Genomic DNA, 24,183 nt, shown 5'->3' with positions numbered 1-24,183 from the left:
GCGTGCGACGATCGCCCCATGGCCACGGAGAAGCGGATGGGCGTGTGCAACCTCTGCGAGGCGATCTGCGGCCTCGAGATCACCATCGAGGGGCGCGAGGTCGTCGGCGTGCGCGGCAATCCCGCCGACCCGCTGTCGCGCGGGCACGTGTGCCCCAAGGGCGTGGCCATCGGTGACGTGTACGCCGACCCCGACCGGTTGCGCCGGCCCGTGCGCCGCGTCGGCGAGGGTCCGGACGCGCGCTGGGAGGAGATCGGTTGGGACGAGGCCTTCGACCTGGTCGCCGACCGGCTGGCCGCCGTCATCCACGAGCACGGCGACGACGCGCTGGGGGTGTACCTCGGCAACCCCAACGCCCACAGCCTCGGCTCGATGACCCACGGCACCGCGATGTTCAAGTCCTTCCGGACGAGGAACCGCTACTCCGCCACCTCGGTCGACCAGCTCCCCCACCAGCTCGTGGCGCACCTGATGTTCGGCCACCAGCTGTTCCTCCCGATCCCCGACATCGACCGCACGTCGTGGTTCCTGGTGATCGGGGCGAACCCGATGGCCTCCAACGGCTCGCTGATGACGGTGCCGGACTTCCCGCAGCGGGTGCGCGACCTGCACGCCCGCGGAGGGCGGATGGTCGTGATCGACCCGCGTCGCACCGAGACCGCGAAGGTGGCCGACGAGCACCACTTCGTGCGTCCCGGCACGGACGCGTGGGTGCTGCTCGCGATGCTGCACGTCCTGACTGCCGAGGCGCAGCCGGACGGTGGCCCGTCCGTGGCGGCGTACGCCGACGGGCTGGCGACAGTGGTCGACCTGGTCGCCGACTTCACCCCCGAGCGCGCCGAGGCGATGAGCGGCCTGCCGGCCGGGGAGGTCCGGCGCCTGGCGCGCGAGCTCGCGGCCGCCGACGCGGGCGTGGTCTACAGCCGGATCGGCGTCTCCGCCGGACCGTGGGGCACGGTCTGCCAGTGGGCGGTCAACTGCCTCAACATCCTGACGGGCAACCTCGACCGCGTGGGCGGGGCGATGTTCACCACGCCCGCGATCGACGCCGTCGGCACCGGACTGATCGGGCGCGGCCACCACGACGCGTGGCGCTCGCGGGTCCGGGACCTGCCGGAGACCGCCGGCGAGCTGCCGGTCTCGGCGCTGCGCGAGGAGATCGAGACGCCCGGCGCGGGGCAGGTGCGGGCGGTGCTGACCGTCGCCGGCAACCCGGTGCTGTCGACCCCCGACGGCGCCCGCCTGGACACGGCGCTGCGCGGTCTCGACTTCATGGCGGCGGTCGACATCTACGTCAACGAGACCACCCGGCATGCCGACGTGATCCTGCCGCCGACGACCGCGCTCGAGCGCGACCACTACGACCTGGTCTTCCACCTGCTGGCCGTGCGCGACACCGCCCGCTTCACCCCGGCGGTCTTCGAGAAGGAGGCCGACCAGCGCCACGACTGGCAGATCTTCCGCGAGATCACTCTCCGCACGACGGCTCGCCTGGAGCGCAGGGCGCCGCTGAAGAAGCGCCTGGTCCAGCGCGCCCGGCTGACCGCGAGCCCGACCTTCCTCATCGGCCAGCTCCTGCGCCGCGGCTCGAGCGGCGTCACGCTGAAGAAGCTGCGGGCACGCCCTCAGGGCATCGACCTGGGGCCACTCCGCGGGGGCCAGCTGCCGGCTCGGCTGCCGTCGAGGGGCAAGCGGGTCGACCTCGCCCCCGACCTCGTGGTCCGCGACGTCGCCCGCCTCGCCGCCGTGGAGGCACCGGCCGACGACGGGCTGCTGCTCATCGGCCGGCGCCACCAGCGCGACTGCAACTCCTGGATGCACAACTCCGAGCGCCTCACCCGCGGCCGCCCGCGCCACCAGCTGCTGATGAACCCCGCCGACCTCGCCGACCGCGACATCGCCGACGGCTCCCGGGTGCGCGTCACCTCACGGGTGGGATCGGTGGAGGTGGACGTGGCCGCCTCCGACGACCTCATGCCCGGGGTGGTCTCGCTCCCCCATGGCTACGGCCACGCGCGCGACGGCGTACGCATGGAGCGCAGCCGCGAGGTGCCCGGGGTCTCGGTCAACGACCTCACCGACCCCGAGCTCCTCGACGTGTCCGGCAACGCCGCGCTCAACGGCGTGCCGGTCGCCGTTACCGCCTGCTGACGCGCTCGTCGACGCAGGCGGACGCCCGCCGCGGCCCGACGCTGCCAGGAGGGTCATCGAAACTGGTCATGTTGCGTGACGTCGTCACATCCAGCGCCCCGGAGCCCGTTGCGTGGCGAAGGACCCGGCACCGACCGGACCCCCTGGTAGGCCTCCGATGCCACGACTGACCCGACCCGCGGCCGCAGCCCTGGCCCTGTGCCTCGTCCCCATGCTGCTGGGACCGGGAACCTCACACGCGCGCCCCGAGTCGACGGCACGCGTCGGCCTGGACCGACAGCAGACGATCGACTCCTTCTACGACCGATGGCTGCGCAACAACCAGGTCCCCGTCGGCTGGACCGGCAACGCTGCCACATGCACACCCGGCACCACCAGTGCGGCGTCCGAGGCGGCGACGATCGACCAGATCAACTTCTACCGCGAGCTGGTCGGATCGCCTCCAGCCGCACTCGACCAGACGCTCGCGGCGATGCCGCAGCGGGCCGCGCTGATGATGCACGCCAACGGTGCCCTCGAGCACCACCCGCCGCCGTCGTGGCACTGCTACCAGGAGCCGTTCACCCACAACCTCCTCTCCGGACAGCCCGCGGCCTCGGGCATCACCTCCTACATCCACGACTGGGGGCCGCACAACCTTCCGGTCGGACACCGGCGCGCGCTCCTCAACCCCCTCAACACGGCGTTCGCGGTCGGTTCCACCGACGCCTTCAACGCAGTGCTGATCGCTGCCCGCGCCGCTGGAGGAACCACGACGTCCGGGTGGGTGGCATGGCCGCCGGCCGGCCTGGTCGCGTCCCCGCTCGTGTCCACACGCTGGTCGTTCGACACGACGCGCACCGACCTCGACCTCACCGACGCCGTCGCCACCGTCTCTGGTCCGTCAGGGCTGAGCGTGCCCACGGTCGTGGACCGGTCCGCACGCGGGATCGTCTTCGAGGCGCCCGGCGACCTCCAACCGGCCGTCGGTGTCGACGCGAGCTACCTCGTCACCATCTCCGGCATGACGTCCGCAGGCGTGCCTGCCCCCGACCACACCTACACCGTCACCCTCGTCCGCCCCGACCGGTCCGTCGAGCCCGGCTCGGCGCCGACCGTGGCCGGTACCGCCCGCGTCGGCGACACCCTCACCGCCACCCCCGGCACCTGGACCACCGTGGGCGCGCGCAGCGCCGACGGGCGGTGGTACCGCGACGGCACGAGGATTGCCTACAGCTTCGGGACCTCCTACGACCCGTCCAGGAAGGACATCGGGCACCAGATCCACTACGCCGAGGTGGGGCACGCCGACTACTACCAGCCGACCGCCGTGTCGAGCACACCCGTCACGATCATCGAAGTAGCGACGCCCGGCACCACCGGGACGAAGACGCTGGACCTCGTCCGCCGGCCCCGGGTGCGCGGCACCGTGAAGGTCGGCCGCACCCTGACCGCGATGCCGGCGAAGTGGCGCCCCAGCGCCACGAGCACGTTCACGTGGGTGCGCAACGGCAGGGTCGTCGCGAAGGGCAAGCGGCTGCGGCTGACGAAGGCATACGCCGGGACGAAGATCGTCCTGCGCGTCACCGGCAAGCGCTCCGGCTACCGGCCCGCGGTGATCAAGGTCAGGGTCGGTCGGGTGCGCCGCTGAACACTGACCCCATCTCGCGCTGCGCCTTCTCGCCCAGCCGCGTGCGGTCCGAGTGTCGACGCAGAGGAACCCCCGCCGAGGCTGGTCGGCGGGGGCTCCTGGTGCGACGGGGTGGAGGGACGGGGGTCAGCCTCCACCTCGCCGGGTCTAGACCTTCTCGGCCAGGACGGCGAGCACGTCGTCGGGGGTCTGCGCCGCCGCGAGCGCGGCGAGGCTGGCATCGTCGGTGAACGCGCCGGCAAGGGCCTGGAGCACCGTGAGGTGGTCGTCGCCGGCGCCGGCGATGCCGACGACGTAGGTCGCCGGGCTGCCCTTCCAGTCGATCGGCTCGTCGTAGCGGATGAACGAGATCGCCGTGTGGCGGATGAGCGCCTTCGCCTCGTTGGTGCCGTGCGGGATGGCGAGGCCGTTGCCCATGAAGGTGGAGACCGAGGTCTCGCGCTCGTGCATCGCGTCGACGTACGCCTGGTCGACGGCTCCGGCGGCGACGAGCAGCTGCCCGGCCTCCGTGATCGCTGCCTCCCGGTCACGGGCCTGCCCGCCCAGCACGATCGCCTCGCGGCTCAGTACGTCACTCATCCGGCGCCTCTTCTCTCGCAGTGGGTCAGGTGTGGGTTGTCGCGTGCGGCCATCAGACCACACGGTCGGTCGCGGGGCCCTGCGCCGAGGGCCCGGCCCCCGTCGTGCGGGAGCCGGGCTTCGGGGTCGATCAGGTGGTGCGGTTGTTCTGCTGGACCATCTCGACGATCTCCTCGTAGCGCGGGCTGCCCATGAAGTTGTCGACCGAGACGTGCACGGCGGACGGGGTCTTCAGGCGGGCCCGGTCGGTGAGGTCCTGGTGGGTGACCACCAGGTCGACGTCGTCCTCGAGGTTGGAGATGGCCTTGTTGACCACCGTCACCTCGGTGTGGCCGGCGTCGTGGATCTTCTTGCGGAGCACCGAGGCGCCCATGGCCGAGGAGCCCATGCCGGCATCGCAGGCGAACACGATGGTGCGGATCTCCTGGGTCGCGGTGGCGGCCGTGGCGACGGCCGCACCGCCGCCGAGCGCCGAGGAGGCGATCGACGTCTTGCCCTTCATCGACTCCATGCTGGTCGTGGCGGCGGCGAGGTCGCCCTCGTCCTCGGCCTTGTCCATCTTCAGCAGGACGGCGGCGACCGCGAAGGAGGCAGCAGCCCCACCGATGACCGACAGGATGACGCCGACGTAGCTCGCACCCGGCGTCTGGATCAGCACCGCGATGATGGATCCCGGAGCCGCCGGCGCACGGAGCCCGGAGTCGAAGACCAGGTTGATGAAGATCTGCGTCATGCCACCGGCGATCATCGCGAGGATCAGCTTCGGCTTCATCAGCACGTAGGGGAAGTAGATCTCGTGGATGCCGCCGACGAAGTGGATGAGCAGCGCGCCGGGGGCCGAGGCCTTCGCCGCACCCTTGCCGAAGAACATGAAGGCCAGGAGCAGACCGGCGCCCGCGGCCGGGTTGGCCTCGAGCAGGAAGAGGATCGACTGGCCCTCGCTGGCCGCCTCGTTGGTGCCGAGCGGGGTGAGGATGCCCTGGTTGATCGCGTTGTTGAGGAAGAGCACCTTGGCCGGCTCGATGAAGATCGAGGTCAGCGGCAGGAGGCTGTTGCTGACGAGGAAGTCGATGACCTCCTCGGCCCGGGCGCTGAACCACGTCACGAACGGGCCGGCGACCACGAACCCGACGATGGCCAGGATCATGCCCCAGATGCCGGCGGAGAAGTTGTTGACCAGCATCTCGAAGCCCGGGCGGATCTTGTGCGTCCAGAGGGCGTCGAGCTTCTTCATCGACCAGCCGCCGAGCGGGCCCATGATCATCGCGCCGAGGAACATCGGCACGCTGGCGCCGGCGATGGCGCCCATGGTCGCGATGGCGCCGACGACGCCGCCGCGGATGTTGTTGTCGTACATCATCCGGCCGCCGGTGTAGCCGATCAGCAGCGGCAGCAGGTAGGTGATCATCGGTCCGACGATGCCGCCGCCGTCCGCGTCCCACCCACCGATCTGGGCGACCCAGCTCGTGTCCGACAGCCAGGCGTTGTCGCCGCCGCCGAGGTTGAGCCAGCCATTGGGGATGAAGAGTGCGGTGATCAGGCCCCAGGCGATGAACGCGCCGATGTTCGGCAGGACCATGTTGGAGAGGAACGTGCCGAACCGCTGCACGTGTACGCGGGCGCCGGTGCGGGCCGCGGGTGTGGATGTCGTCGCCATGCTGATGTCCTCCAGATTGTGCTCGGGGTGACCCCCATCACATGATGTCGTGATTAAACCTCACGATCGGGCACGTTGCCAAGCATTCGGGCATGATTCGTGCCCGAGTCTGTGGCTTTACCGCACCTGGAGGATCACCACTAGCTCTTCAGCTGGCTCTCGAAGAGCGCCTTCTCGGCCTCGTCGTTCCACGTACCGCCGGGTGACAGCTTCTCGGCGACCTGCGGCAGCGTCTCCTCCAGCTCGTCGAGCCCCATCAGGGGGAGGTCGTGGATCTGGGGGAAGATGAGGACCTTCCCGGAGTAGCTGCCCTCGACGAGCGCTCGCAGGCCGTCCTTGGCCGCCCGCATGCCGCCGACGGCACCCACGATGGATCCCGGGGAGAGCTCACCGCGGTTGGCCAGGTCCACCACCTGCTGCTGGTCGTGGATCGTCAGCCCCGAGGTCCCGGTGTACTGCGCGTTGTCGAGGTAGACCGCGCTCAGGTTCAACGGCGCCAGGGTGCCGTTGGGCACGCCTGCGAAGAAGACGAGCATGCCGTCGGGGTTCATCAGGGTGTCGGCCTCGGCCATCACGTCGGCGATGGGGACGCTGACCACCACGTCGTCGGCCCCCCGGCCGTCGGTGAGCCCCATGACGAAGTCGTGGAGGGACTGCTCGGAGGTCTGGGAGTTGAAGGTCACCAGCTCGCAGTCGTTGGCCTCCGCCAGGTGGGCGAGGCGTTCCTGGAGGCTCTGCAGCCGTTCGTCGCTCACCTCGGTGGCGACGATCGTGCGGGGCCCGTCGGGCTGCTGGATGGCCCGCTGGACGTGCATCAGGCCCATGGGGCCGCCGGCGCCGACGAAGACGGTGGTGCCCCGCGGGCGCAGGTCGCAGCGGTTGCGCGCCTCGCCGTACGACGCCGCGATGTCCGGTCCCCGGCCACCGATGTAGGCCGTGTAGTCGTAGTGCAGACGGCCCACGTCGAGGTCCACCAGCCCGTCCAGGGCGGTCTCCCCCACCAGGTTGAGGGTGCCGCGACGGGCGATGCGCGTGGCCACGGCACCCGCCGTCGCCGCGGACCGCGGGTCGAGCATCACGATGTCGTCGAAGCCGGCACCATCGGTCAGCTCGTCCACCAGCGCCTGGAAGTCGTCGGGGCCGAGGCCGTCGCGCACGACCGTCGTGGCCGACGTCCCCTCCACGAGCCTCGCCACCGAGGCGGGCACGTCGGTGAGCACGATGGTGGCCGGGGCGTCCAGCCCGGAGGAGAACTCGTAGTCCCGCTCGTCGCCGGGGCGACCGATGATCCACATCGTCCCGCCGGCCTTCGGCTCCAGGCGGCGACGCTGGGTGTAGGCGGCCATCACGCACCCCCACGGCTCCAGGGTGGAGGCCTCGGCGTAGCCCATGGTGTCGGGCAGGGGCAGCAGGCACGCACCGTCGTCGGTCTCGAGCATCTCCGCGCCCATGAGGTGGTACTGGATGAGGCCGCCGGGGATGGTGTAGCCGTAGGCCGTGCTCTTCCCGTCCTGGTAGATGTCGGGCTGCACGGCCAGCCGCTGGCCGGCGTGGTAGCGGTCCTGGAGGTTCTCGCCGACCTCGATGACGGTGAGGCTCACCTCGTGCCCGAGCCGGGTGGGCTCGGCGGACAGGTCGCGGTCGTAGAGCTTCGGGTGACTGCCGCCCTGTCGCATGATCTTCACGTCGGAGAAGCACAGCCCCACGCTGTCGATGCGCACCAGCATGTGGTCGGCATCGGGTCGGGGCACCGGCACGAGCTCGGGCTGGTCGTCCCTGCCCATGTTGTCCTCGCCCGCGCCCCACAGGTGCCAGGCCCAGCCCTGCTCCGGGACGTCGAGGTCGGCGGCGCGGTAGCGGTCGTACTGTGAGGTCATGCTTCCTCCGTGGTGAGGTGGTGGATGTCCGGGGGTCGGGCTCAGTGCCCGAGCAGCTCGCGGACCGCGGCACGTCCGGCCATCGGGTCCGCGGCACCGAGGGCCGCCTCGGCGGCGGCCTCGCAGGTCTCGAGGGTCACCCTGCCGAGCTGCGCACCGACGGGGCGTACGGCGCGGGCGGCCATCGACAGCGACGAGATGCCCATGCCGATCAGCGCCGTGGCGAGCAGCGGGTCGGCGGCCGCCTCGCCGCAGACCCCGACCGGCTTGCCGGCCTCGGTGCCGGCGTGCGCGGTGATCGCGATCAGCTGGAGCACCGCGGGCTGCCACGGGTCGGTGAGGTGCGCGAGGTCGGTGGCCATGCGGTCGGCGGCCATCGCGTACTGGGTGAGGTCGTTGGTGCCGATCGAGAGGAAGTCGACGACCTCCAGCATCCGGTGCGCGAGGAGCGCAGCGCTGGGGATCTCGACCATCACGCCGGCCTTGAGACCGCGGGCGTGCACCTTGGCGGCGAAGTCGGCGGCCTCGGCGACCGTGGCGACCATCGGCGCCATCACCCACGTCTCGGTGCCGGTGCGCTCCGCCGCGGCGGCGACCGCGTCGAGCTGGCGGTCCATCAGGCCGGGGTTGCCGAAGCTGAGCCGCAGGCCGCGGACGCCGAGGGCGGGGTTCTCCTCCCCCTCCTGGGTCGCGAAGGCGATCGGCTTGTCGGAGCCTGCGTCGAGGGTACGCACGACGACGTAGCGGCCGTCGGAGTAGGGCGAGAGGACGCTCGCGTAGATGTCCGTCTGCTCCTCCACGCTCGGCTCGTCCTTGCGGTTGAGGAAGCACAGCTCGGTGCGGAACAGGCCCACGCCCTGGACGGGCTCGGTGCCGGCCGAGGCGGACGAGGGCCCGTCGGCGACGTTGGCGAGCAGCTTGACCGGCAGGCCGTCCGCCGTGGCGGCCGGACCGCTCCAGTGGGCCAGCTCCTCGCGCAGCCGCCGGCTCTCCTCGACGCGGGCGCGGGCCTCCTCGGGGTCGGCGCCCTGCTCGATCGAGCCGGTCTCGCCGTCGACGACGACGAACGTCCCGCTGGCGAGCTCCATGACGCCGGCAGCCCCGACCACGCAGGGGATGCCGAGCTGGCGGGCGATGATCGCGGTGTGGCTCGTGGCCCCGCCGCGCTCGGTGACCAGCGCGGTGACGAGCTCGGGGTCGAGGCCGGAGGTGTCGCTGGGCGCGAGGTCCTCGGCCACCAGGATCGACGGCTCCGTCGGCGTCGGCACGCCCGGTGCGGGCTCACCGACGAGGTGGGCCACCACGCGGCGCTCGATGTCGCGCAGGTCGGTCACCCGCTCGGCCATCAGCCCGCCCATGTTGGTGAAGATCGTGACGAACTGCTCCACCGCGCCCTGCACGGCCGCGACCGGACCCTGACCGGCCTGGAGTTTCTTGGCCACCCCCGAGCGCAATCCCTTGTCACGGGCGAGGCCGGCGCTCGCGGTGAGCACCTCGGCGGCGGCACCCTGCGCAGCGGCCGCCTTGGTGGAGAACGTCTCCGCCACGGCCGCAGCGGCGTCGTCGTACGCCGCCAGCGCGGCCTCGGCGTCGGCGAAGTCACCGTCGCCGTAGCGTGCGATCGCGTCGGGCGAGACCTCGCCACGGACGTGGAGGACGGGGCCCGCGGCGACACCCGGCACGACCGGGGTCCCGCTCAGGACGTGCTCGGCTGTGGTCATGGACACACCGTAGATCACGACATTGTTGACAAGCAACACATTCGGGACTAAAACAACACATACACAGATTCGCCGAGAGGGGACCGATGTACGCCGAGGAACGCCAGCAGGCGATGGCCCACCTCATCAGCCGCCGCGGGCGGCTGTCGGTGGTCCAGCTGGCCGAGGAGTTCGAGGTCACGACCGAGACGGTGCGCCGCGACCTCTCCACCCTCGACCGCATGGGACTGGTCCGCCGCGTGCACGGAGGCGCCGTCCCTGCGGGCTCCCTCACGGTCATCGAGTCCGGCATCGTCGAGCGCGACCAGTCCAACACGCAGGCCAAGGAAGCCATCGCCAACGCCGCCGTCGCGCTCCTCCCCCCGCCCGACTCGGTCGTCGTCATCGACGCCGGCACCACCACGGCGCGCTTCGCCGCCGCCCTGCCGCGCGACCACCGCCTGATCGTGATCACGCACGCGGTCCCGGTGGCGACCCGGCTCGCCGGCCTCCCCCAGATCGAGCTGCACCTGCTCCCGGGCAAGGTGCGCCCCACCACCCACGCCGCCGTCGGCTCCGACACCGTCGCCGCCCTCGCCGACCTCCGCGCGGACGTGGCGTTCATCGCGACCAACGGGCTCACCGTGGGCCACGGCCTGACGACCCCCGACAGCGACGAGGCGGCCAGCAAGCGCGCCATGATCGCGTGCGCGCGCCGCACGGTCGTGCTGGCCGACTCGAGCAAGCTCGGCGTGGAGACGGCCGTGCGCTTTGCGACGCTCGACAGCCTGGACGTGCTCGTCACCGACAGCGACATCGAGGCCGCGGACCGCCGCGCGCTGGAATCCGCCGGAATAGAGGTAGTGGTCGCATGATCCTGACGCTGACGCCGAACCCCAGCTTCGACCGGACCGTCGCCCTCGACGGCGAACTGGCCCGCGGCCAGGTCCACCGGGTCCTCTCGGTGACCTCGCAGGCAGGTGGCAAGGGGGTCAACATCTCCCGCGCGGCCGTCAGCGCCGACATCCCCAGCATCGCGGTCGTACCGGCCCACAAGGACGACGCCTTCGTGCTGGAGCTGCTCGGCGCCGGCATCGACTGCCGCCCGGTGCGGCCCGCGGGCGACGTACGCGTCAACCTGACCATCACCGAGCCCGACGGCACCACCACCAAGCTCAACTCCCCCGGCGCCGAGGTGACGCGCGAGGACCTCGAGCGGATGGCCGAGGCCGTGCTGGCCCGCGCCGGCAACGCCTCGTGGACCGTGCTCGCGGGATCGCTGCCGGCCGGCGCCCCGGTCGACTTCTACGCCGACCTCGTACGCCGCCTGCGCGCCGCCGGCGGGCACGTCGCCGTCGACACCAGCGACGCCCCGCTCCGCGCCCTCGTCGACGCCCTGCCCGAGGCGGCGCCCGACCTGATGAAGCCCAACGGCGAGGAGCTGGCCTCCTTCACCGGCGGCGACCCCGACGAGCTCGAGGCGGACCCGTCCGCCACCGCCGCGGCCGCCCGGCAGCTGCTCGAGCGCGGCGTCGGCGCCGTGCTCGCCACGCTCGGCGGCAACGGCGCCGTGCTCGTGACCCCCGAGGGCGCCTGGCACGCCACCCCTCCCCCCACCACAGTCGTGAGCACCGTCGGTGCGGGCGACTCCAGCCTCTTCGGCTACCTGCTCGGCGACATCCGGGGCCTGCCCGCCCCGGAGCGCCTGGCACTGGCCGTGGCCTACGGCAGCGCCGCCGCAGGACTACCAGGAACCACCATCCCCCAGCCGTCGCAGCTGCGCACCGAGCTCGTCGGCGTCACTCCACTCGGAGGCACCGCATGACCGCCCTCATCACCACCGACCTCGTCCGGCTGAGTGCCGACTGGGGGTCCGACAAGCACGACGTGATCCGCGCGCTCGCGGCCGTCGTCGGCGACGCCGGCCGCGCCACGTCGGTCGACCAGCTCGTCGAGGACGCCTTCGCCCGTGAGGCGACGTCCGCGACCGGCCTGCCCGGCGCCATCGCGATCCCCCACTGCCGCACCACGGGGGTGGAGGTGCCGACCCTGGCCTTCGCCCGCCTCGAGCCGCCGGTCGACTTCGGCGCCAAGGACGGCCCGGCCGACCTGGCCTTCCTCATCGCCGCACCCGCCGGTGGCGACGCCGACCACCTCACCATCCTCACCAAGCTCGCCCGCGCTCTCGTGAAGCCCGCCTTCACCGACGCGCTGCGCGCCGCCGAGACGGACGAGGAGGTCGTCGACCTCATCGCCCACGAGCTCGGCGAGCCCGCTCCGGCCGCGAAGGCAGGCGTTCCCGCCTCGGGCAGCCCGTCCGGCACCGCCGCTCCCGCTGCTGCTCCCGCCGCCGCTCCCGCTGCTGCCGCTCCCGCGCAGGCCTCGAGCACGAAGCCGTCGCTCGTCGCGGTCACCGCGTGCCCGACCGGCATCGCGCACACCTACATGGCGGCCGAGGCCCTCGAGGCCGCCGCTGAGCGAGCCGGTGTCGACCTCCAGGTCGAGACCCAGGGCTCCGCGGGCTCCACGCCCCTGTCCCCCCAGACGATCGCCGGCGCCGGCGCCGTGATCTTCGCCGTCGACGTGGGCGTGCGCGACCGGTCCCGCTTCGCCGGCAAGCCGATGGTGAGCTCCGGCGTGAAGCGCCCGATCGACGACGCCGACGCGATGATCGCCGAGGCGCTGCGCTACGCCGCGGACCCGTCGAGCGCGCCGCGCGTCGAGGGCACCGCCAGCGACACCGGTGACACCGCGGAGGGCAAGCAGTCCTTCGGCGCCACCGCCCGCCGGGTCCTGATGACCGGCGTGTCCTACATGATCCCCTTCGTCGCCGCCGGCGGCCTGCTGATCGCGCTCGGCTTCCTGTTCGGCGGCTACGAGATCGTCAACGACGGACAGACGATCGCCGTCGACAACACCTTCTTCAACCTCCCCGACGTCGACGCGCTCGGTCTCGACCACGCGCTCTTCGGCAGCGCGTTCTTCGCCTACCTCGGTGCACTGCTCTTCACCCTCGGCGCTGCCGCCTTCGGCTTCCTGGTGCCGGCCCTGGCCGGCTACATCGCCTACGCCATCGCCGACCGCCCGGGCATCGCCCCCGGCTTCGTGATGGGCGCCATCGCCGGCACCCTGAACTCCGGCTTCCTCGGCGGCATCGTCGGCGGCGTCCTCGCCGGCATGGTGGCCCTCTGGATCACCCGCTGGAAGGTGCCGACCTGGATGCGCGGGCTGATGCCCGTGCTGGTCATCCCGCTGCTGGCGACCCTGATCTCCGGCTTCGTCATGGTCGTCATCCTCGGCAAGCCGCTGGGGCGTCTCATGGAGGGCCTCAGCGACGGGCTCAACAGCCTGCAGGGCGGCTCGGCGATCATCCTCGGCGTCATCCTCGGCCTGATGATGGCCTTCGACATGGGCGGACCGCTCAACAAGACGGCGTACGCCTTCGCCACCACCGGCCTCGGCGCCGCGGCGACCGCGACCGACGCCCCGGAGCTCAAGGTCATGGCAGCGGTCATGCTCGCCGGCATGGTGCCGCCGCTGGCACTGGCGCTGGCCACCGTCGTGCGTCCCGGCCTGTTCACCGTTCCCGAGCGCGAGAACGGCAAGGCCGCCTGGGCGATGGGAGCCTCCTTCATCACCGAGGGCGCCATCCCGTTCGCCGCGGCCGACCCGCTGCGCGTCATCCCCTCGATCATGGCCGGCAGCGCCGTGACCGGAGCCCTGTCGATGGGCCTCGACGTGGGCCTGCGTGCCCCCCACGGCGGCATCTTCGTGCTCTTCGCCGTGGACGGGGTGCTCGGCTTCGTCATCGCCCTGGTCGCCGGCGTCCTGGTGAGCGCTGCGCTCGTCGTGGTGCTGAAGAGCGTCGGGCGCTCCGAGGCCGACGTCGCTACCGTCTGACCATCACCCGTCCTACGACCAGCCCACCTGAAGGAGAACCATGCCCAGCAAGTCCGTCGTCGTCGGCTCCGCCGTCGGCCTCCACGCCCGTCCCGCCGCGATCATCGCCGAGAAGGCCGGCGAGCTCGGCTCCGACGTCACCATCAACGGTGTCGACGCGAGCTCCTCGCTGATGATCATGACCCTGGGAGCCGGCAACGGCGACACCGTCGAGGTGGCCGGCGACGACCAGGCCGCCGTCGACGCGATCGCTGCGCTCGTCGAGCAGGACCTCGACGCCTGAGGTTGACCGAGCACTGCGGTGGGCGGTGCGTGAGGGGGGTTCCGGAGACTCGGGAACCGCTTCACGCACCGCCCATCTGCATGTGCGGCGCGTCGGACGTACGCGCGGTGGCTCGGTCGGGGGCCACTGCCGCCGAGTCCCCCTCACGCACCGCCCAGAGGGTCAGCGGCGCTCGCGCGTGGCCAGGTAGACCGCCCGCATCCCGACCGCGCGCTCGAGCTGGCTCTCGACGACCGAGAAGAACTGGCGGCGGTAGGTGTCGTCGGTGACGGCCGACACCGTGAAGTAGAAGCCGCTGAACGAGGCCAGGAAGAGCGAGACCTTCATCAGGGAGACCGACACGCTGGAGATGACCGGCGCGTTCCTGAGGTCGGAGACGTCCTTGCCGATCCACGAGGCCTGCGTCTCCGGCTCCATCACCAGCGACCCGAACAGCATGAAGAACACGAAGACCGTGACCGACAGCAGCAGCACCTGCACCGCCTGGATCACCAGCAGCACGAGGATCAGGTTCCACCGCTCGAAGCCCGCCACCTGGGCGTAGGACTGCGGATCGACGGCCGGATCGGCGGCGACCTCGCGACTCGCGGCCTCGAGCGGCGTGCCGGCGCAGGCGCGGACGATGAAGTCGTCGTCGACCTCGTCGTCGACGCGGTCGACCTCCTCCGGGAGCCGCACGAGCAGGAAGAGCACGGCCAGGCCGAACATCATCAGCACGGTGAGCCACAGCAGCCCGAAGGGAAGGTTGGTCGTCATCTCCCACGCCTCGGCGTTGACGAAGAGGAAGGTGACGAAGACCAGCAGCAGCGGCAGCGCGCGCGAGACCATCGGCGCGAGGTAGCGCAGGCTGCCGAGGGTGCGCGAGAGCGCGAAACCGAGGATCGGACGCGCGCGCAGGGCCGTCACGGCGTACCAGAGCACCGCGAGGCCCGCGACCGAGAACCACAGCGCGGGACCGGCGGTCTCGGACGTCGGCGTGAGCCACACCAGCACGCCGGCCACGGCCCCCAGCACCGCGAGCGCGACGACCAGCAGGACGAGCCGCCGCGGCCGGAGCCCCTCCCGTGCGGCGGCCCGCTCCTCGGCGACGAAGTAGGGCAGTCCGTGGGCGAGGAACCACGACTCGACGGCCGGTTGGTGCGGGTGCTCAGCCACCCAGGACCTCGCGCGCCCGGCGTACGTCGTCGTGCATGGTCTCCACGAGCGCCTCGATGCCCTCGAACTTCACCATCCCGCGCAGCCGGTCGACGAAGGCCACCTCGACCTCGACGCCGTAGAGCTCGAGGTCGTCGCGGTCGAGCACGTAGGACTCCACGCGCCGCTCGCGCTCGCCGTCGAAGGTCGGGTTGGTGCCGACCGAGATGGCGGCCGGATAGCGCTCGCCGGTGTCGAGCCGGGTGAGCCAGCCGGCGTAGACGCCGTCGGCCGGGGCGGCGTCGACCGGTGGAACCGGCACGTTGGCGGTCGGGTAGCCCAGCTCGCGGCCGCGCTTGTCACCCTCGACGACGGTGCCGCGCACGGTGAACGGGCGCCCCAGCGCCTCGGAGGCGCCGGCCACGTCGCCGGTGGCCAGGCACTGCCGGACGTAGGTCGAGCTCCACACCTGCGGGCCACCGTCGAGCGCCACGCCGATCGTCTCGAAGCCGCGCGCCGCGCCGGCCTCGACCAGGGTCGCGACCTCGCCGGCCGCCTTGGCGCCGAAGCGGAAGTTGGCACCCACGACCACGGCCGCGGCGTGCAGGGCGTCCACCAGGATCCGGTCGATGAAGTCCTGCGGCGACCAGCCGGCGACCTCCCGGTCGAAGCCGACCACGAGGATCGCGTCCACCCCGGAGTGCTCGAGCAGGCGGGCACGGGTGCCGATGGAGGTCAGCGTCGGCGGCGCGTGCTCCGGGCGAAGCACCGCCATCGGGTGGGGGTCGAAGGTGACCGCGACCACCGTGTCGACCCCGAGGCGCTCGGCGGTCTCACGGGCCTCGCGCAGCACGTGGGCGTGGCCCAGGTGCACGCCGTCGAAGTTGCCGATGCTGACCACCGTGCGGCCGAGGTCGGCCGGCACGTCGTCGACGTCTCGCCAGATCTGCACGGCGGCAGCCTACTGGCGCACGACGCGAGGTCCGGCCGGTCCCCCGCTCAGACGAAGACGGCTACGGCGCGGGCCCGCTCGCCGCGCTGCTCGTAGAGCGCGAGGAACTGTCCGTCCGGCGCGAACACCGCGTGCGGTGCGTCCGCAAAGAGGGTGAGGTCCAGTGCGCGCCCGACACGTACGTCGGCGGCCTGTTCCTCCTCGAGGTCGACCGCGGGGAAGCTCGCCCGGGCGGCCACCGCGATCGGCACGACCGAGAAGTCGTCGGACAGCTCGTCGAGGGTGCGTGCGACGCCGAGGTCGAACGGGCCCACTGCCGTACGCCGCAGCGCGGTCAGGTGCCCGCCCACCCCGAGCGCGGCGCCGACGTCACGGGCGATGGCCCGGATGTAGGTGCCGGAGGAGCAGCGCACCGAGATGTCGACGTCGAGGAACTCCCCCACGACCCGCTGGTCGTGGACCTCGAGCGCGTGGATCGTCACCGGCCGGGCCTTCAGCTCGACCTGCTCGCCGTCACGCACGCGCTGGTAGGCGCGCTTGCCGTCGACCTTGATGGCCGAGACGGCCGTGGGGACCTGCTGGATCTCCCCGACCAGCTCCTCGAACTCCGTCTGCACCAGACCCGGCTGGTGGAAGGCGGCGCCGATGTCGCTGACCTGGACGACCTCACCCTCCGCGTCGTCGGTCGTCGTGGTGACGCCCAGCCGCACCGTGGCGTCGTACGCCTTCTCGGTCAGCATCAGGTGCCCGAGCAGCCGGGTGGCGCGGTCCACGCCCAGCACCAGCACGCCGGTGGCCATCGGGTCGAGGGTGCCGGCGTGCCCCACCTTGCGGGTGCCTGCCAGCCGACGCACCCGCGCCACGACGTCGTGCGACGTCATGCCCGGGGACTTGTCGACCACGACCAGTCCGGGGTCGACCATCAGGCGCGGTCGTCCTCGTCCTCGAGGTCGTCCTCGTCGTCGTCGAGGTCGTCGTCCTCGTCGATCACGCGGGGCTTCTTGTAGGGGTCGGCCTCGCCGGCGTACGCCTCGACGCGGCGGGCCGCGACCTCCTCGTCCTGCTGCTTCGCGCGGGCCAAGACCTCCTCCAGCTCGCGGGCGCTCTCGGGGAGGGCGTCGGGGATGAAGGTGAGGGTCGGCACGATGCGCATGCCGAGCTGCTTGGCGACCTCGGAGCGGATGACGCCCTTGGCCGACTCGAGCGCGGCGGCGGTGCTGGCGCGCTCCTCCTCGGCACCGAGGACGGTGTAGAAGATCGAGGCCTGCTGCGAGTCGCCCGTGACGCGGACGTCGGTGACGGTGACGAAGCCGAGGCGCGGGTCCTTGATCCGACGCTCGAGCATCTCGGCGACGATGACCTGGATCCGGTCGGCGATCTTGCGGACGCGGGGGTTGCTCATGGGTTCACTCTCTCAAACGAAGTGACCGGGCACTTCCTCGCGCTGAGACGTGCTGACCGGGCGGTTCCTCGCGGTGTAGCGCGAGGAACCGCCCGGTCGACTCTGTTCAGCGCGAGCAAGTGCCCGCTCGACGATCAGCCGCGCGGGATCTCGCGCATCTCGAAGGACTCGACGATGTCGCCGATCTGGATGTTCTGGTAGTTCTTGAGCACCAGACCACACTCGAAGCCCTCGCGGACCTCGGAGGCGTCGTCCTTCTCCCGGCGGAGCGAGGACAGGTCGAGGTTGTCGGCCACCACGGCTCCGTCACGCAGCACGCGCACCTTGGCGTTGCGGCGGATGAGGCCGGAGGTGACCATGCAGCCTGCGATGTTGCCGGCCTTGGACGAGCGGAAGATCTCGCGGATCTCCGCCTGGCCGAGGGTCGACTCCTCGTAGACGGGCTTGAGCATGCCCTTGAGCGCGGCCTCGATCTCCTCGATCGCCTGGTAGATGACCGAGTAGTAGCGGATCTCGACACCTTCCTTGTCGGCCATCTGGCTCGCCTTGCCCTGGGGGCGGACGTTGAAGCCGATGATGATGGCGTCCGAGGCGGCGGCCAGGTCGACGTTGGTCTCGGTGATCGCACCGACACCGCGGTCAATGACCCGCAGCGAGACCTCCTCGCCCACATCGATCTGCGACAGGGCGTCCTCGAGGGCCTCGACCGAACCGGACACGTCGCCCTTGAGGATGAGGTTGAGCTCCTGGCTCTCGCCCTTCTCCATGGAGGCCATGAAGTCCTCGAGGCTGCGACGCACGCGACGCTTGGCCTGCATGGCCGCACGCTCGCGCGCCTCCCGCTTCTCGGCGATCTGGCGGGCCATGCGGTCGTCCTCGACCACGATGAAGTTCTGGCCCGCACCGGGGACGGCGCTCAGGCCCAGCACCATCGCGGGACGCGACGGGTCTGCCTCGGTGATCTCGTTGCCGTGCTCGTCGAGCATGGCGCGGACACGACCGTGGGCGGGACCGGCGACGATCGAGTCGCCCACGCGCAGGGTTCCGCGCTGGACGAGGACCGTGGCGACCGGACCGCGACCGCGGTCGAGGTGCGCCTCGACCACGAGGCCCTGGGCGTCCTGCGTGGGGTTGGCACGCAGGTCGAGCGAGGCGTCCGCGGTCAGGACCACGGCCTCGAGCAGCTTGTCGAGGTTGAGCCCCGCCTTGGCCGAGACGTCGACGAACATCGCGTCGCCGCCGTACTCCTCGGGGATCAGGCCGTACTCGGTGAGCTGGCCGCGGACCTTCGTCGAGTCGGCCTCCGGCTTGTCGATCTTGTTGACCGCGACCACGATCGGCACGCCTGCTGCCTTGGCGTGGTTGAGCGCCTCGACCGTCTGCGGCATGACGCCGTCGTCGGCCGCGACGACCAGGATCGCGATGTCGGTGGCCTGGGCACCACGGGCACGCATGGCGGTGAACGCCTCGTGACCGGGGGTGTCGATGAGGGTGATGCGACGGTCGTCGCCGTCGACCTCGGTGTGGACCTGGTAGGCACCGATGTGCTGGGTGATGCCACCGGCCTCCTTGTCGACGACGTTGGCGTTGCGCAGCGCGTCGAGGAGCTTGGTCTTTCCGTGGTCGACGTGACCCATGACGGTGACGACCGGCGGGCGGATGACCAGGTCGGACTCGTCACCCTCGTCGGCGCCGAACTCGAGGTCGAACGTCTCGAGCAGCTCGCGGTCCTCGTCCTCGGGGGACACGATGACCACGACGTAGTTGAGCTCCTCGGCGAGCAGCTCGAACGTCTCGTCACCCACCGACTGCGTGGAGGTCACCATCTCGCCGAGCGAGAACAGCATCTGCACCAGGGCAGCGGCGTCGACGTTGATCTTCTCGGCGAAGTCGGTCAGCGAGGCGCCCCGCGGCAGGCGGACGGTCTCGCCGTTGCCCTTGCGGACGCGCACGCCACCGATGGTCGGGGCCTCCATGGCCTCGAACTCCATACGACGCGCACGCTTCGACTTGCGACCTCGACGCGACGGACCACCCGCGCGCCCGAAGGCACCCTGGGTCTGGCCACGCTGGCCGGGACGACCGCCACCGGGGCGACCGCCACCGGACGGGCCGAAGCCACCGGGACGACCGGGAGCGCCGCCGGGAGCACCGCCACCGGCACCGGGACGACCCGGAGCGCCGCGACCGGGGGCACCCGGACGACCGGGGCCGCCACCGGGGCCACCGCGAGCAGGACGGGCGCCGGGACCGTTGCCGAAGGCAGCGGGCGACTTCGGCATCATCGCCGGGTTGGGGCGCGGCATGCCGGGGCGTGCGTCGCCACCGCCGGCCGGCGGACGCGGCGGACGGTTGTCGTCGCCGGGCGTGCGCGGGGCCGGGCGCGAGCCCATGCCCTGGCTCGGGGCGAACGGGTTGTTGCCCGGGCGCGGGGCGCCGGGGCGACCCACGGGGCGCGGTGCCGGGGACGGGGACTTGGCAGCCGGAGCAGCCGGGGCCGCGGGCGGCTCGGGCTCGGCGGCCGGGGCCTTCGGCTCGGCGGCAGGTGCCTTGGGGCCGGGCTTGGGACCGGGCTTGGCGGCCGGGGCTGCCTCCTCGACGGGCGCCGGAGCAGGAGCCTCGGCGGGAGTCTCGGCGGGGGCCTCGGTCGCGGCAGGCGCGGCGGGGGGCTTGGGACCGGGCTTGGGTGCGGCCTTCTTGGCCGGCGCCTCGGTCGCGGTGTCGGCGGCGGGGGCGGAGGCCGCAGCGGCCTTCAGCTCGTCGCCGTACTGCTTCTTGAAGCGCATCTCGACGGGGGGCTCGACGGTCGACGATGCCGACTTGACGAACTCACCCATCTCCTTGAGCTTCTCGAGAACGAACTTGCTCTCGACTCCGAACTCCTTGGCGAGTTCGTGGACTCGGGTCTTTGCCACGGTTGGTAACTACTCCTTCTGGTCCGTGACCCCAGAAGGAGGGGAAACGGAACAGCTAGTGGGTGTGCACACTCATTACGAGTTACTCATCGAGTGCTCATGAGCTGCGTGCTCCAGTTTCTGGTCGGTCGTGCTGTGGATCGGGATGGTGGTGAAGCGAGGCGAGGTGGTCCTCCACCGGCGCTCCGGCGAGCGGGACTCCCGAGCGCAGGGCCCGGGGGAATGCTCTCCGTCGCACCGCGAGCTCCCAACACTCGAGCGTGGGGTGCAGGTGCGCCCCACGACCGGGTGCCCGGCGGTCCGGATCGGGCACCAGGGCGGGCGTGCCCCCGGCGTCCGAGCCTGCGACCACTCGCAGCAGCTCGCTCGCAGCGGCCCTGGCCCGGCAACCCACACAGGTCCGGACGGGTCCGGGCGCAGGGGTGTCAGACGTGGTGGCCACTGTGAGTCACTCTACTGCGTGGGGCCAGTGGTTTACGAACTGAGGCTCACTCCGCCGCCTGGTCCGGGTGGGGAGCCTCGTCGCTCCGGATGTCGATGCGCCAGCCGGTGAGCCGGGCGGCGAGGCGGGCGTTCTGCCCCTCCTTGCCGATGGCGAGCGACAGCTGGAAGTCCGGGACGACCACCCGCGCGGACCGCGCCGCCAGGTCGACGATCTCCACGGAGTTGACCCGGGCCGGCGACAGCGCGTGGGCGACCAGCTCGGCCGGGTCCTCGGCCCAGTCGACGATGTCGATCTTCTCGCCGTGCAGCTCGCTCATCACGTTGCGCACCCGCTGGCCCATCGGACCGATGCAGGCACCCTTGGCGTTGACGCCCGGGATCGTGGAGTGGACCGCGATCTTGGTGCGGTGGCCGGCCTCGCGGGCGATGCCGGCGATCTCCACGGTGCCGTCGGCGATCTCGGGCACCTCGAGCGCGAAGAGCTTCTTCACCAGCGTGGGGTGCGAGCGGGACAGGGTGACCTGCGGGCCGCGCATGCCCTTGCGCACGGAGATGACCAGGCACTTGATGCGCTCGCCGTGGACGTAGCTCTCCCCCGGCACGCGCTCGCTGATCGGCAGGATCGCCTCGAGCTTGCCGAGGTCGACCATCACGTCGTCGGGGTTGCGACCCTGCTGGATGATGCCCGAGATGATGTCGCCCTCCTTGCCGGAGAACTCGCCGAAGGTCTTCTCGTCCTCGGCGTCACGCAGCCGCTGGAGCATGACCTGCTTGGCGGTGGTGGCCGCGATCCGGCCGAAGCCGGCGGGGGTGTCGTCGTACTCGGGTCCGGCCACGCCGTCCTCGTCGACCTCGCGGGCCCACACGGTCACGTGGCCACTCTTGCGGTCCAGCTCGACGCGTGCGGGGTGCTGGGACTCCGTGGCGCGCTGGTAGGCGGTCAGCAGGGCCTGCTCGATGGCCTCGGCCAGCACCTCGAAGGAGATCTCCTTCTCGCGCTCCAGCATCCTCAGGATGCTCAGATCGATGTCCATCAGTCGTCCTTCTTCTCGCTCTTGCGGTTGAACTCGACCTGCACGAAGGCCTTCGCGACGTCGGCGTAGGCGACCACGTGGGTCTCCCCCGACACGTCGAGGGTCACCGAGTCCTCGGAGGAGTCGGTGATACGGCCGGTCACGGTCGTGCCGTCGGCCAGCGTGGCCTTCACGAGCCGGTCGGAGTTGCGGCGCCAGTGGCGCGGCAGGGTCAGGGGGCGGTCGACACCTCGGGAGGTGACCTCGAGCGTGTAGGGCATCTCGCCCATGACGTCGGACTCGTCGAGCACCCGCGAGACCTCGCGGGTGGCGTCGGCGACGTCGTCGAGCGTCACGCCACCGTCCTTGTCGACGGCGACGCGCAGCACGCGTCGCTTGCCGGCGGGGGTGACCTCGACGGCCTCGACGTCGAGGCCCATCACGCTCAGGGGGTCGACCAGCTCCGCCTCGATGCGGTCCCGGGTGGCGTCCTGACGGGGTGTGCTCATCGGGTGCGACCTCCTTGTGCTGTTGTCGAAGGATCACCCTAGCGGCCGGTGCCGGAGCCGGCTCATCCACCGCCGACCGGTCCGGACCGCCGCGGGTGGTAGGTAGGGTGCGGGGGTGCCCGGCCGCCCCCTCTCCCGCCGTACGGCGGTGGGCTCGGCACTCGCGGCACCCCTGGTCCTCGCGGCGTGCGACATCGACCCACCGGCCCGCGACGATGCCTCGCCCGCCTCGCCGCCACCCCCGGAGGACGCCGAGCTGGTGACCTCGGTCGTCGTCGAGCTGGAGCGCGCCGAGGGCGTGCTGGCAGCCGCCGCGGCCTCGGGGCTCACCGCCCGGCTCGCGCCCCTGGCCGCCGCGCACGCCGCCCACCGCCAGCTGCTCGTGGGAGCGGTCGCCGACGCCGAGCTGCCCGACGCCTCCCCCGCCCGCGTCCCGGACGCGCCGGACCGGGCACTGGCTGCCGTACGCCGCTCCGAGCAGCGGCTGCTGCGACAGCTGCGCGAGGCCTGCGTCGGTGCGGCCAGCGGCGACCTCGCGCGCGTGCTGGCCAGCGCGGCCGCGTCGACCGCCCAGCACTCCGCCGCCCTGCCCGCGACCGTCCTGGGCACCGGGACGACACCATGACGGTCCTCGACGCCCTGCAGGAGACGCTCGCCGCCGAGCACGCTGCGCTCTACACCTACGGCGTGCTGGGCGCGCGCACCTCGCAGGCCGCGTCGCCCGAGCTGTACGACGTCCTCACCGCCGGCTACCGCCGGCACCGCGCGCGTCGCGACCGGCTGCGGCTCCTGGTCGCAGAGGCCGGCGGCGAGCCCGTGGCGGCAGCGGCGGCGTACGAGCTGGACGGTCGACCGTTGCGCCCCGCGAAGCTGCAGGCCGCGGCGCTGGAGCTCGAGGTGGCCGGCGTGGCAACGATGCTGGCCCTGGTGGCCAGGTCGACCGGCACCGTGCGCGAGTGGGCCATGGCAGAGGCGACGTGGTCGGCGTCGTGGCAGCTGGAGCTGGGCGGCGAACCGCAGGCCTGGCCCGGCGCCCCCGAGCTCGGCTGAGCGCCGACCCCCAAAAAAGGGAAACGGCCCGCGGCCTCAGCCTTTGGGAAAGTCCCGAGATCTCTCCCAAAGGCCGAGGACGCGGACCGCTACATGGGGTTGGTCAGCATCACCCTGTGTGGCCCACTTGTGGGGTAGTGGTGGCCACATGCACAATCATGCATTCGATTGACGGGTAGCGAAAGCACATCCAACTTGCATGTTCCTGCAACGCACAAACTTGCAGGCCGGTCCGTTCGGACGTCGGGCTCAGGCCGCGCTCCAGGCACGCACGACGGCAGGGATCTCGGCGAGCGAGTGGACGGTCGCATCGGGCTCGCCCTCGGTGTGCCCCACCTGGCCGGGCGGGATGGTGCTGTGCGGCACGTGGATCGCACGCAGCCCGGCGTTGTGGGCGCCCCAGACGTCGTCGAAGAGCCGGTCGCCGACGTAGACGCAGGCCGCGGGCTCGGTGATCCCGACGGCCTCCATCGCCGCGGCGAACGCGTGCGGGGACGGCTTGGTCCACGGGATCTCGCTGGAGTAGACGTCCCCGTCGAGCAGGTCGAGCACGCCGTCGCGCTCGAAGAACCCGCGGTGCCACTCGCGCGGCCACAGGGTGTTGGACAGCACGCCCACCTTCACGCCCATCCCCCGCAGTTCCTCCCACATCGGCCCCACCTCGGGGTCGGTCTGGGTGTGCGGCTCCCAGAACTCGTAGTAGGCCGCCAGGAGGTCGGGGTCGTGGTCGAGGCCGGCCTCGGCGAAGAGGTGCGCGATCGTCGCGCTCTGCTGGCGGTCGCGACTGCGCCCCCAGACCACGTCGCCCGCGCTGTGCAGCCGCGCGGCGTGCGCGTGGTGGTCGTCGTCGGTGCTCGGCGTCCGTCGTACGGCCTGGGCGAGCGCGAGCGACTCGGCGTGGAAGTCGATGTCGTGCCAGCGCGTCAGCGTGCCGCCCCAGTCGAAGATCACTGCCCTGATCGTCATGTGCGCGAACCTATCCGAGCC

General features: G+C 71.7%; 21 protein-coding genes. 8 read left to right on the top strand and 13 right to left on the bottom strand.

The features are described from left to right. Positions 1–18 precede the first annotated feature (18 nt). On the top strand, positions 19–2,151 hold the full coding sequence (locus IRX98_RS11410; protein WP_224276806.1) for a molybdopterin-dependent oxidoreductase: 2,133 nt from the start codon (positions 19–21) through the stop codon (positions 2,149–2,151). Between the two features lie 157 nt (positions 2,152–2,308). Next, positions 2,309–3,781: a CAP domain-containing protein gene (locus IRX98_RS11405; RefSeq protein WP_224276804.1), complete on the top strand. Its 1,473-nt coding sequence runs from the start codon at positions 2,309–2,311 to the stop codon at positions 3,779–3,781. Positions 3,782–3,928: 147 nt separating this feature from the next. Here IRX98_RS11405 and IRX98_RS11400 read toward each other — a convergent pair whose 3' ends face one another. The 4 genes from IRX98_RS11400 to ptsP form a co-directional block, all read right to left on the bottom strand. Next, a complete protein-coding gene (locus IRX98_RS11400) occupies positions 3,929–4,360 on the bottom strand; it encodes a PTS mannitol transporter subunit IIA (RefSeq protein WP_224276803.1) in 432 nt (143 codons plus the stop codon). A 130-nt stretch (positions 4,361–4,490) separates the two neighbouring features. Next, complete coding sequence (locus tag IRX98_RS11395) at positions 4,491–6,017, bottom strand: PTS mannitol transporter subunit IIBC (RefSeq protein WP_224276802.1); 1,527 nt, start codon at positions 6,015–6,017, stop codon at positions 4,491–4,493. A gap of 140 nt (positions 6,018–6,157) precedes the next feature. Then, positions 6,158–7,894 carry an alcohol dehydrogenase catalytic domain-containing protein gene (locus IRX98_RS11390; RefSeq protein WP_224276801.1) on the bottom strand — a complete coding sequence of 579 codons (1,737 nt, stop codon included), beginning with the start codon at positions 7,892–7,894 and terminating at the stop codon, positions 6,158–6,160. A gap of 41 nt (positions 7,895–7,935) precedes the next feature. Then, positions 7,936–9,615 (bottom strand): phosphoenolpyruvate--protein phosphotransferase, encoded by a 1,680-nt coding sequence (gene ptsP / locus IRX98_RS11385; RefSeq protein WP_224276800.1) that lies wholly within the window; start codon positions 9,613–9,615, stop codon positions 7,936–7,938. Positions 9,616–9,701: 86 nt separating this feature from the next. Between ptsP and IRX98_RS11380 the strand changes: the two genes are divergently transcribed. Genes IRX98_RS11380 through IRX98_RS11365 form a run of 4 tightly spaced genes read left to right on the top strand, consistent with a single transcriptional unit; the run spans position 9,702 to position 13,777 of the window. Next, positions 9,702–10,469 carry a DeoR/GlpR family DNA-binding transcription regulator gene (locus IRX98_RS11380; protein ID WP_224276799.1) on the top strand — a complete coding sequence of 256 codons (768 nt, stop codon included), beginning with the start codon at positions 9,702–9,704 and terminating at the stop codon, positions 10,467–10,469. Beyond that, positions 10,466–11,419: a 1-phosphofructokinase family hexose kinase gene (locus IRX98_RS11375; RefSeq protein WP_224276798.1), complete on the top strand. Its 954-nt coding sequence runs from the start codon at positions 10,466–10,468 to the stop codon at positions 11,417–11,419. Before IRX98_RS11380 ends, IRX98_RS11375 begins: the two co-directional genes overlap by 4 nt. Continuing rightward, the gene (locus IRX98_RS11370) at positions 11,416–13,494 is read left to right on the top strand and encodes a PTS fructose transporter subunit IIABC (RefSeq protein WP_224276796.1); all 2,079 of its coding nucleotides are present in this window, start codon (positions 11,416–11,418) and stop codon (positions 13,492–13,494) included. Before IRX98_RS11375 ends, IRX98_RS11370 begins: the two co-directional genes overlap by 4 nt. A gap of 40 nt (positions 13,495–13,534) precedes the next feature. Beyond that, positions 13,535–13,777, top strand: a complete 243-nt coding sequence (locus IRX98_RS11365; RefSeq protein ID WP_056602465.1) for an HPr family phosphocarrier protein — start codon at positions 13,535–13,537, stop codon at positions 13,775–13,777. Positions 13,778–13,939: 162 nt separating this feature from the next. Here IRX98_RS11365 and IRX98_RS11360 read toward each other — a convergent pair whose 3' ends face one another. From IRX98_RS11360 to rimP, 8 genes are all read right to left on the bottom strand, one after another. Beyond that, entirely contained in the window at positions 13,940–14,932 is a 993-nt protein-coding gene (locus IRX98_RS11360) for a hypothetical protein (protein ID WP_224276794.1), read from the bottom strand. Then, on the bottom strand, positions 14,925–15,863 hold the full coding sequence (locus IRX98_RS11355) for a bifunctional riboflavin kinase/FAD synthetase (RefSeq protein ID WP_224276792.1): 939 nt from the start codon (positions 15,861–15,863) through the stop codon (positions 14,925–14,927). The genes IRX98_RS11360 and IRX98_RS11355 overlap by 8 nt, the downstream gene beginning before the upstream one ends. Positions 15,864–15,910: 47 nt before the next feature. Next, positions 15,911–16,786, bottom strand: coding sequence for a tRNA pseudouridine(55) synthase TruB (gene truB / locus IRX98_RS11350; protein ID WP_224276790.1), 876 nt, complete (start codon positions 16,784–16,786; stop codon positions 15,911–15,913). Next, positions 16,786–17,265, bottom strand: a complete 480-nt coding sequence (gene rbfA, locus IRX98_RS11345) for a 30S ribosome-binding factor RbfA (RefSeq protein ID WP_224276788.1) — start codon at positions 17,263–17,265, stop codon at positions 16,786–16,788. Before rbfA ends, truB begins: the two co-directional genes overlap by 1 nt. A 134-nt stretch (positions 17,266–17,399) precedes the next feature. Further along, complete coding sequence (gene infB, locus IRX98_RS11340; RefSeq protein WP_224276786.1) at positions 17,400–20,180, bottom strand: translation initiation factor IF-2; 2,781 nt, start codon at positions 20,178–20,180, stop codon at positions 17,400–17,402. Positions 20,181–20,277: 97 nt separating this feature from the next. Beyond that, complete coding sequence (locus IRX98_RS11335; protein WP_224276829.1) at positions 20,278–20,574, bottom strand: YlxR family protein; 297 nt, start codon at positions 20,572–20,574, stop codon at positions 20,278–20,280. A gap of 94 nt (positions 20,575–20,668) precedes the next feature. After that, positions 20,669–21,658: a transcription termination factor NusA gene (gene nusA / locus IRX98_RS11330; protein ID WP_224276784.1), complete on the bottom strand. Its 990-nt coding sequence runs from the start codon at positions 21,656–21,658 to the stop codon at positions 20,669–20,671. Continuing rightward, positions 21,658–22,146 (bottom strand): ribosome maturation factor RimP, encoded by a 489-nt coding sequence (gene rimP / locus IRX98_RS11325; RefSeq protein WP_224276782.1) that lies wholly within the window; start codon positions 22,144–22,146, stop codon positions 21,658–21,660. Before rimP ends, nusA begins: the two co-directional genes overlap by 1 nt. A 115-nt stretch (positions 22,147–22,261) precedes the next feature. On the opposite strand from rimP, the gene IRX98_RS11320 reads away from it, so the two are divergent. Together IRX98_RS11320 and IRX98_RS11315 are read left to right on the top strand one after the other, a co-directional pair. Next, the gene (locus IRX98_RS11320; protein WP_224276779.1) at positions 22,262–22,771 is read left to right on the top strand and encodes a hypothetical protein; all 510 of its coding nucleotides are present in this window, start codon (positions 22,262–22,264) and stop codon (positions 22,769–22,771) included. Beyond that, positions 22,768–23,196, top strand: a complete 429-nt coding sequence (locus tag IRX98_RS11315) for a DUF4439 domain-containing protein (protein ID WP_224276777.1) — start codon at positions 22,768–22,770, stop codon at positions 23,194–23,196. The genes IRX98_RS11320 and IRX98_RS11315 overlap by 4 nt, the downstream gene beginning before the upstream one ends. Before the next feature lie 249 nt (positions 23,197–23,445). Here IRX98_RS11315 and IRX98_RS11310 read toward each other — a convergent pair whose 3' ends face one another. Beyond that, entirely contained in the window at positions 23,446–24,162 is a 717-nt protein-coding gene (locus IRX98_RS11310) for an HAD family hydrolase (RefSeq protein WP_224276775.1), read from the bottom strand. Positions 24,163–24,183 lie beyond the last annotated feature (21 nt).

Source organism: Nocardioides lacusdianchii (genome assembly GCF_020102855.1).
Lineage (GTDB): Bacteria > Actinomycetota > Actinomycetes > Propionibacteriales > Nocardioidaceae > Nocardioides > Nocardioides lacusdianchii.
Note: the sequence above shows the minus strand (reverse complement) of the source record. Positions and strands in the feature narration are given on the sequence as shown.

Excerpts from the sequence above, each read along its gene's own strand:
- IRX98_RS11410 (WP_224276806.1), top strand. The coding sequence starts at position 19 with ATGGCCACGGAGAAGCGGATGGGCGTGTGCAACCTCTGCGAGGCGATC.
- IRX98_RS11405 (WP_224276804.1), top strand. The coding sequence starts at position 2,309 with ATGCCACGACTGACCCGACCCGCGGCCGCAGCCCTGGCCCTGTGCCTC.
- IRX98_RS11400 (WP_224276803.1), bottom strand. The coding sequence starts at position 4,360 with ATGAGTGACGTACTGAGCCGCGAGGCGATCGTGCTGGGCGGGCAGGCC.
- IRX98_RS11395 (WP_224276802.1), bottom strand. The coding sequence starts at position 6,017 with ATGGCGACGACATCCACACCCGCGGCCCGCACCGGCGCCCGCGTACAC.
- IRX98_RS11390 (WP_224276801.1), bottom strand. The coding sequence starts at position 7,894 with ATGACCTCACAGTACGACCGCTACCGCGCCGCCGACCTCGACGTCCCG.
- ptsP (WP_224276800.1), bottom strand. The coding sequence starts at position 9,615 with ATGACCACAGCCGAGCACGTCCTGAGCGGGACCCCGGTCGTGCCGGGT.
- IRX98_RS11380 (WP_224276799.1), top strand. The coding sequence starts at position 9,702 with ATGTACGCCGAGGAACGCCAGCAGGCGATGGCCCACCTCATCAGCCGC.
- IRX98_RS11375 (WP_224276798.1), top strand. The coding sequence starts at position 10,466 with ATGATCCTGACGCTGACGCCGAACCCCAGCTTCGACCGGACCGTCGCC.
- IRX98_RS11370 (WP_224276796.1), top strand. The coding sequence starts at position 11,416 with ATGACCGCCCTCATCACCACCGACCTCGTCCGGCTGAGTGCCGACTGG.
- IRX98_RS11365 (WP_056602465.1), top strand. The coding sequence starts at position 13,535 with ATGCCCAGCAAGTCCGTCGTCGTCGGCTCCGCCGTCGGCCTCCACGCC.
- truB (WP_224276790.1), bottom strand. The coding sequence starts at position 16,786 with ATGGTCGACCCCGGACTGGTCGTGGTCGACAAGTCCCCGGGCATGACG.
- rbfA (WP_224276788.1), bottom strand. The coding sequence starts at position 17,265 with ATGAGCAACCCCCGCGTCCGCAAGATCGCCGACCGGATCCAGGTCATC.
- nusA (WP_224276784.1), bottom strand. The coding sequence starts at position 21,658 with ATGGACATCGATCTGAGCATCCTGAGGATGCTGGAGCGCGAGAAGGAG.
- rimP (WP_224276782.1), bottom strand. The coding sequence starts at position 22,146 with ATGAGCACACCCCGTCAGGACGCCACCCGGGACCGCATCGAGGCGGAG.
- IRX98_RS11315 (WP_224276777.1), top strand. The coding sequence starts at position 22,768 with ATGACGGTCCTCGACGCCCTGCAGGAGACGCTCGCCGCCGAGCACGCT.
- IRX98_RS11310 (WP_224276775.1), bottom strand. The coding sequence starts at position 24,162 with ATGACGATCAGGGCAGTGATCTTCGACTGGGGCGGCACGCTGACGCGC.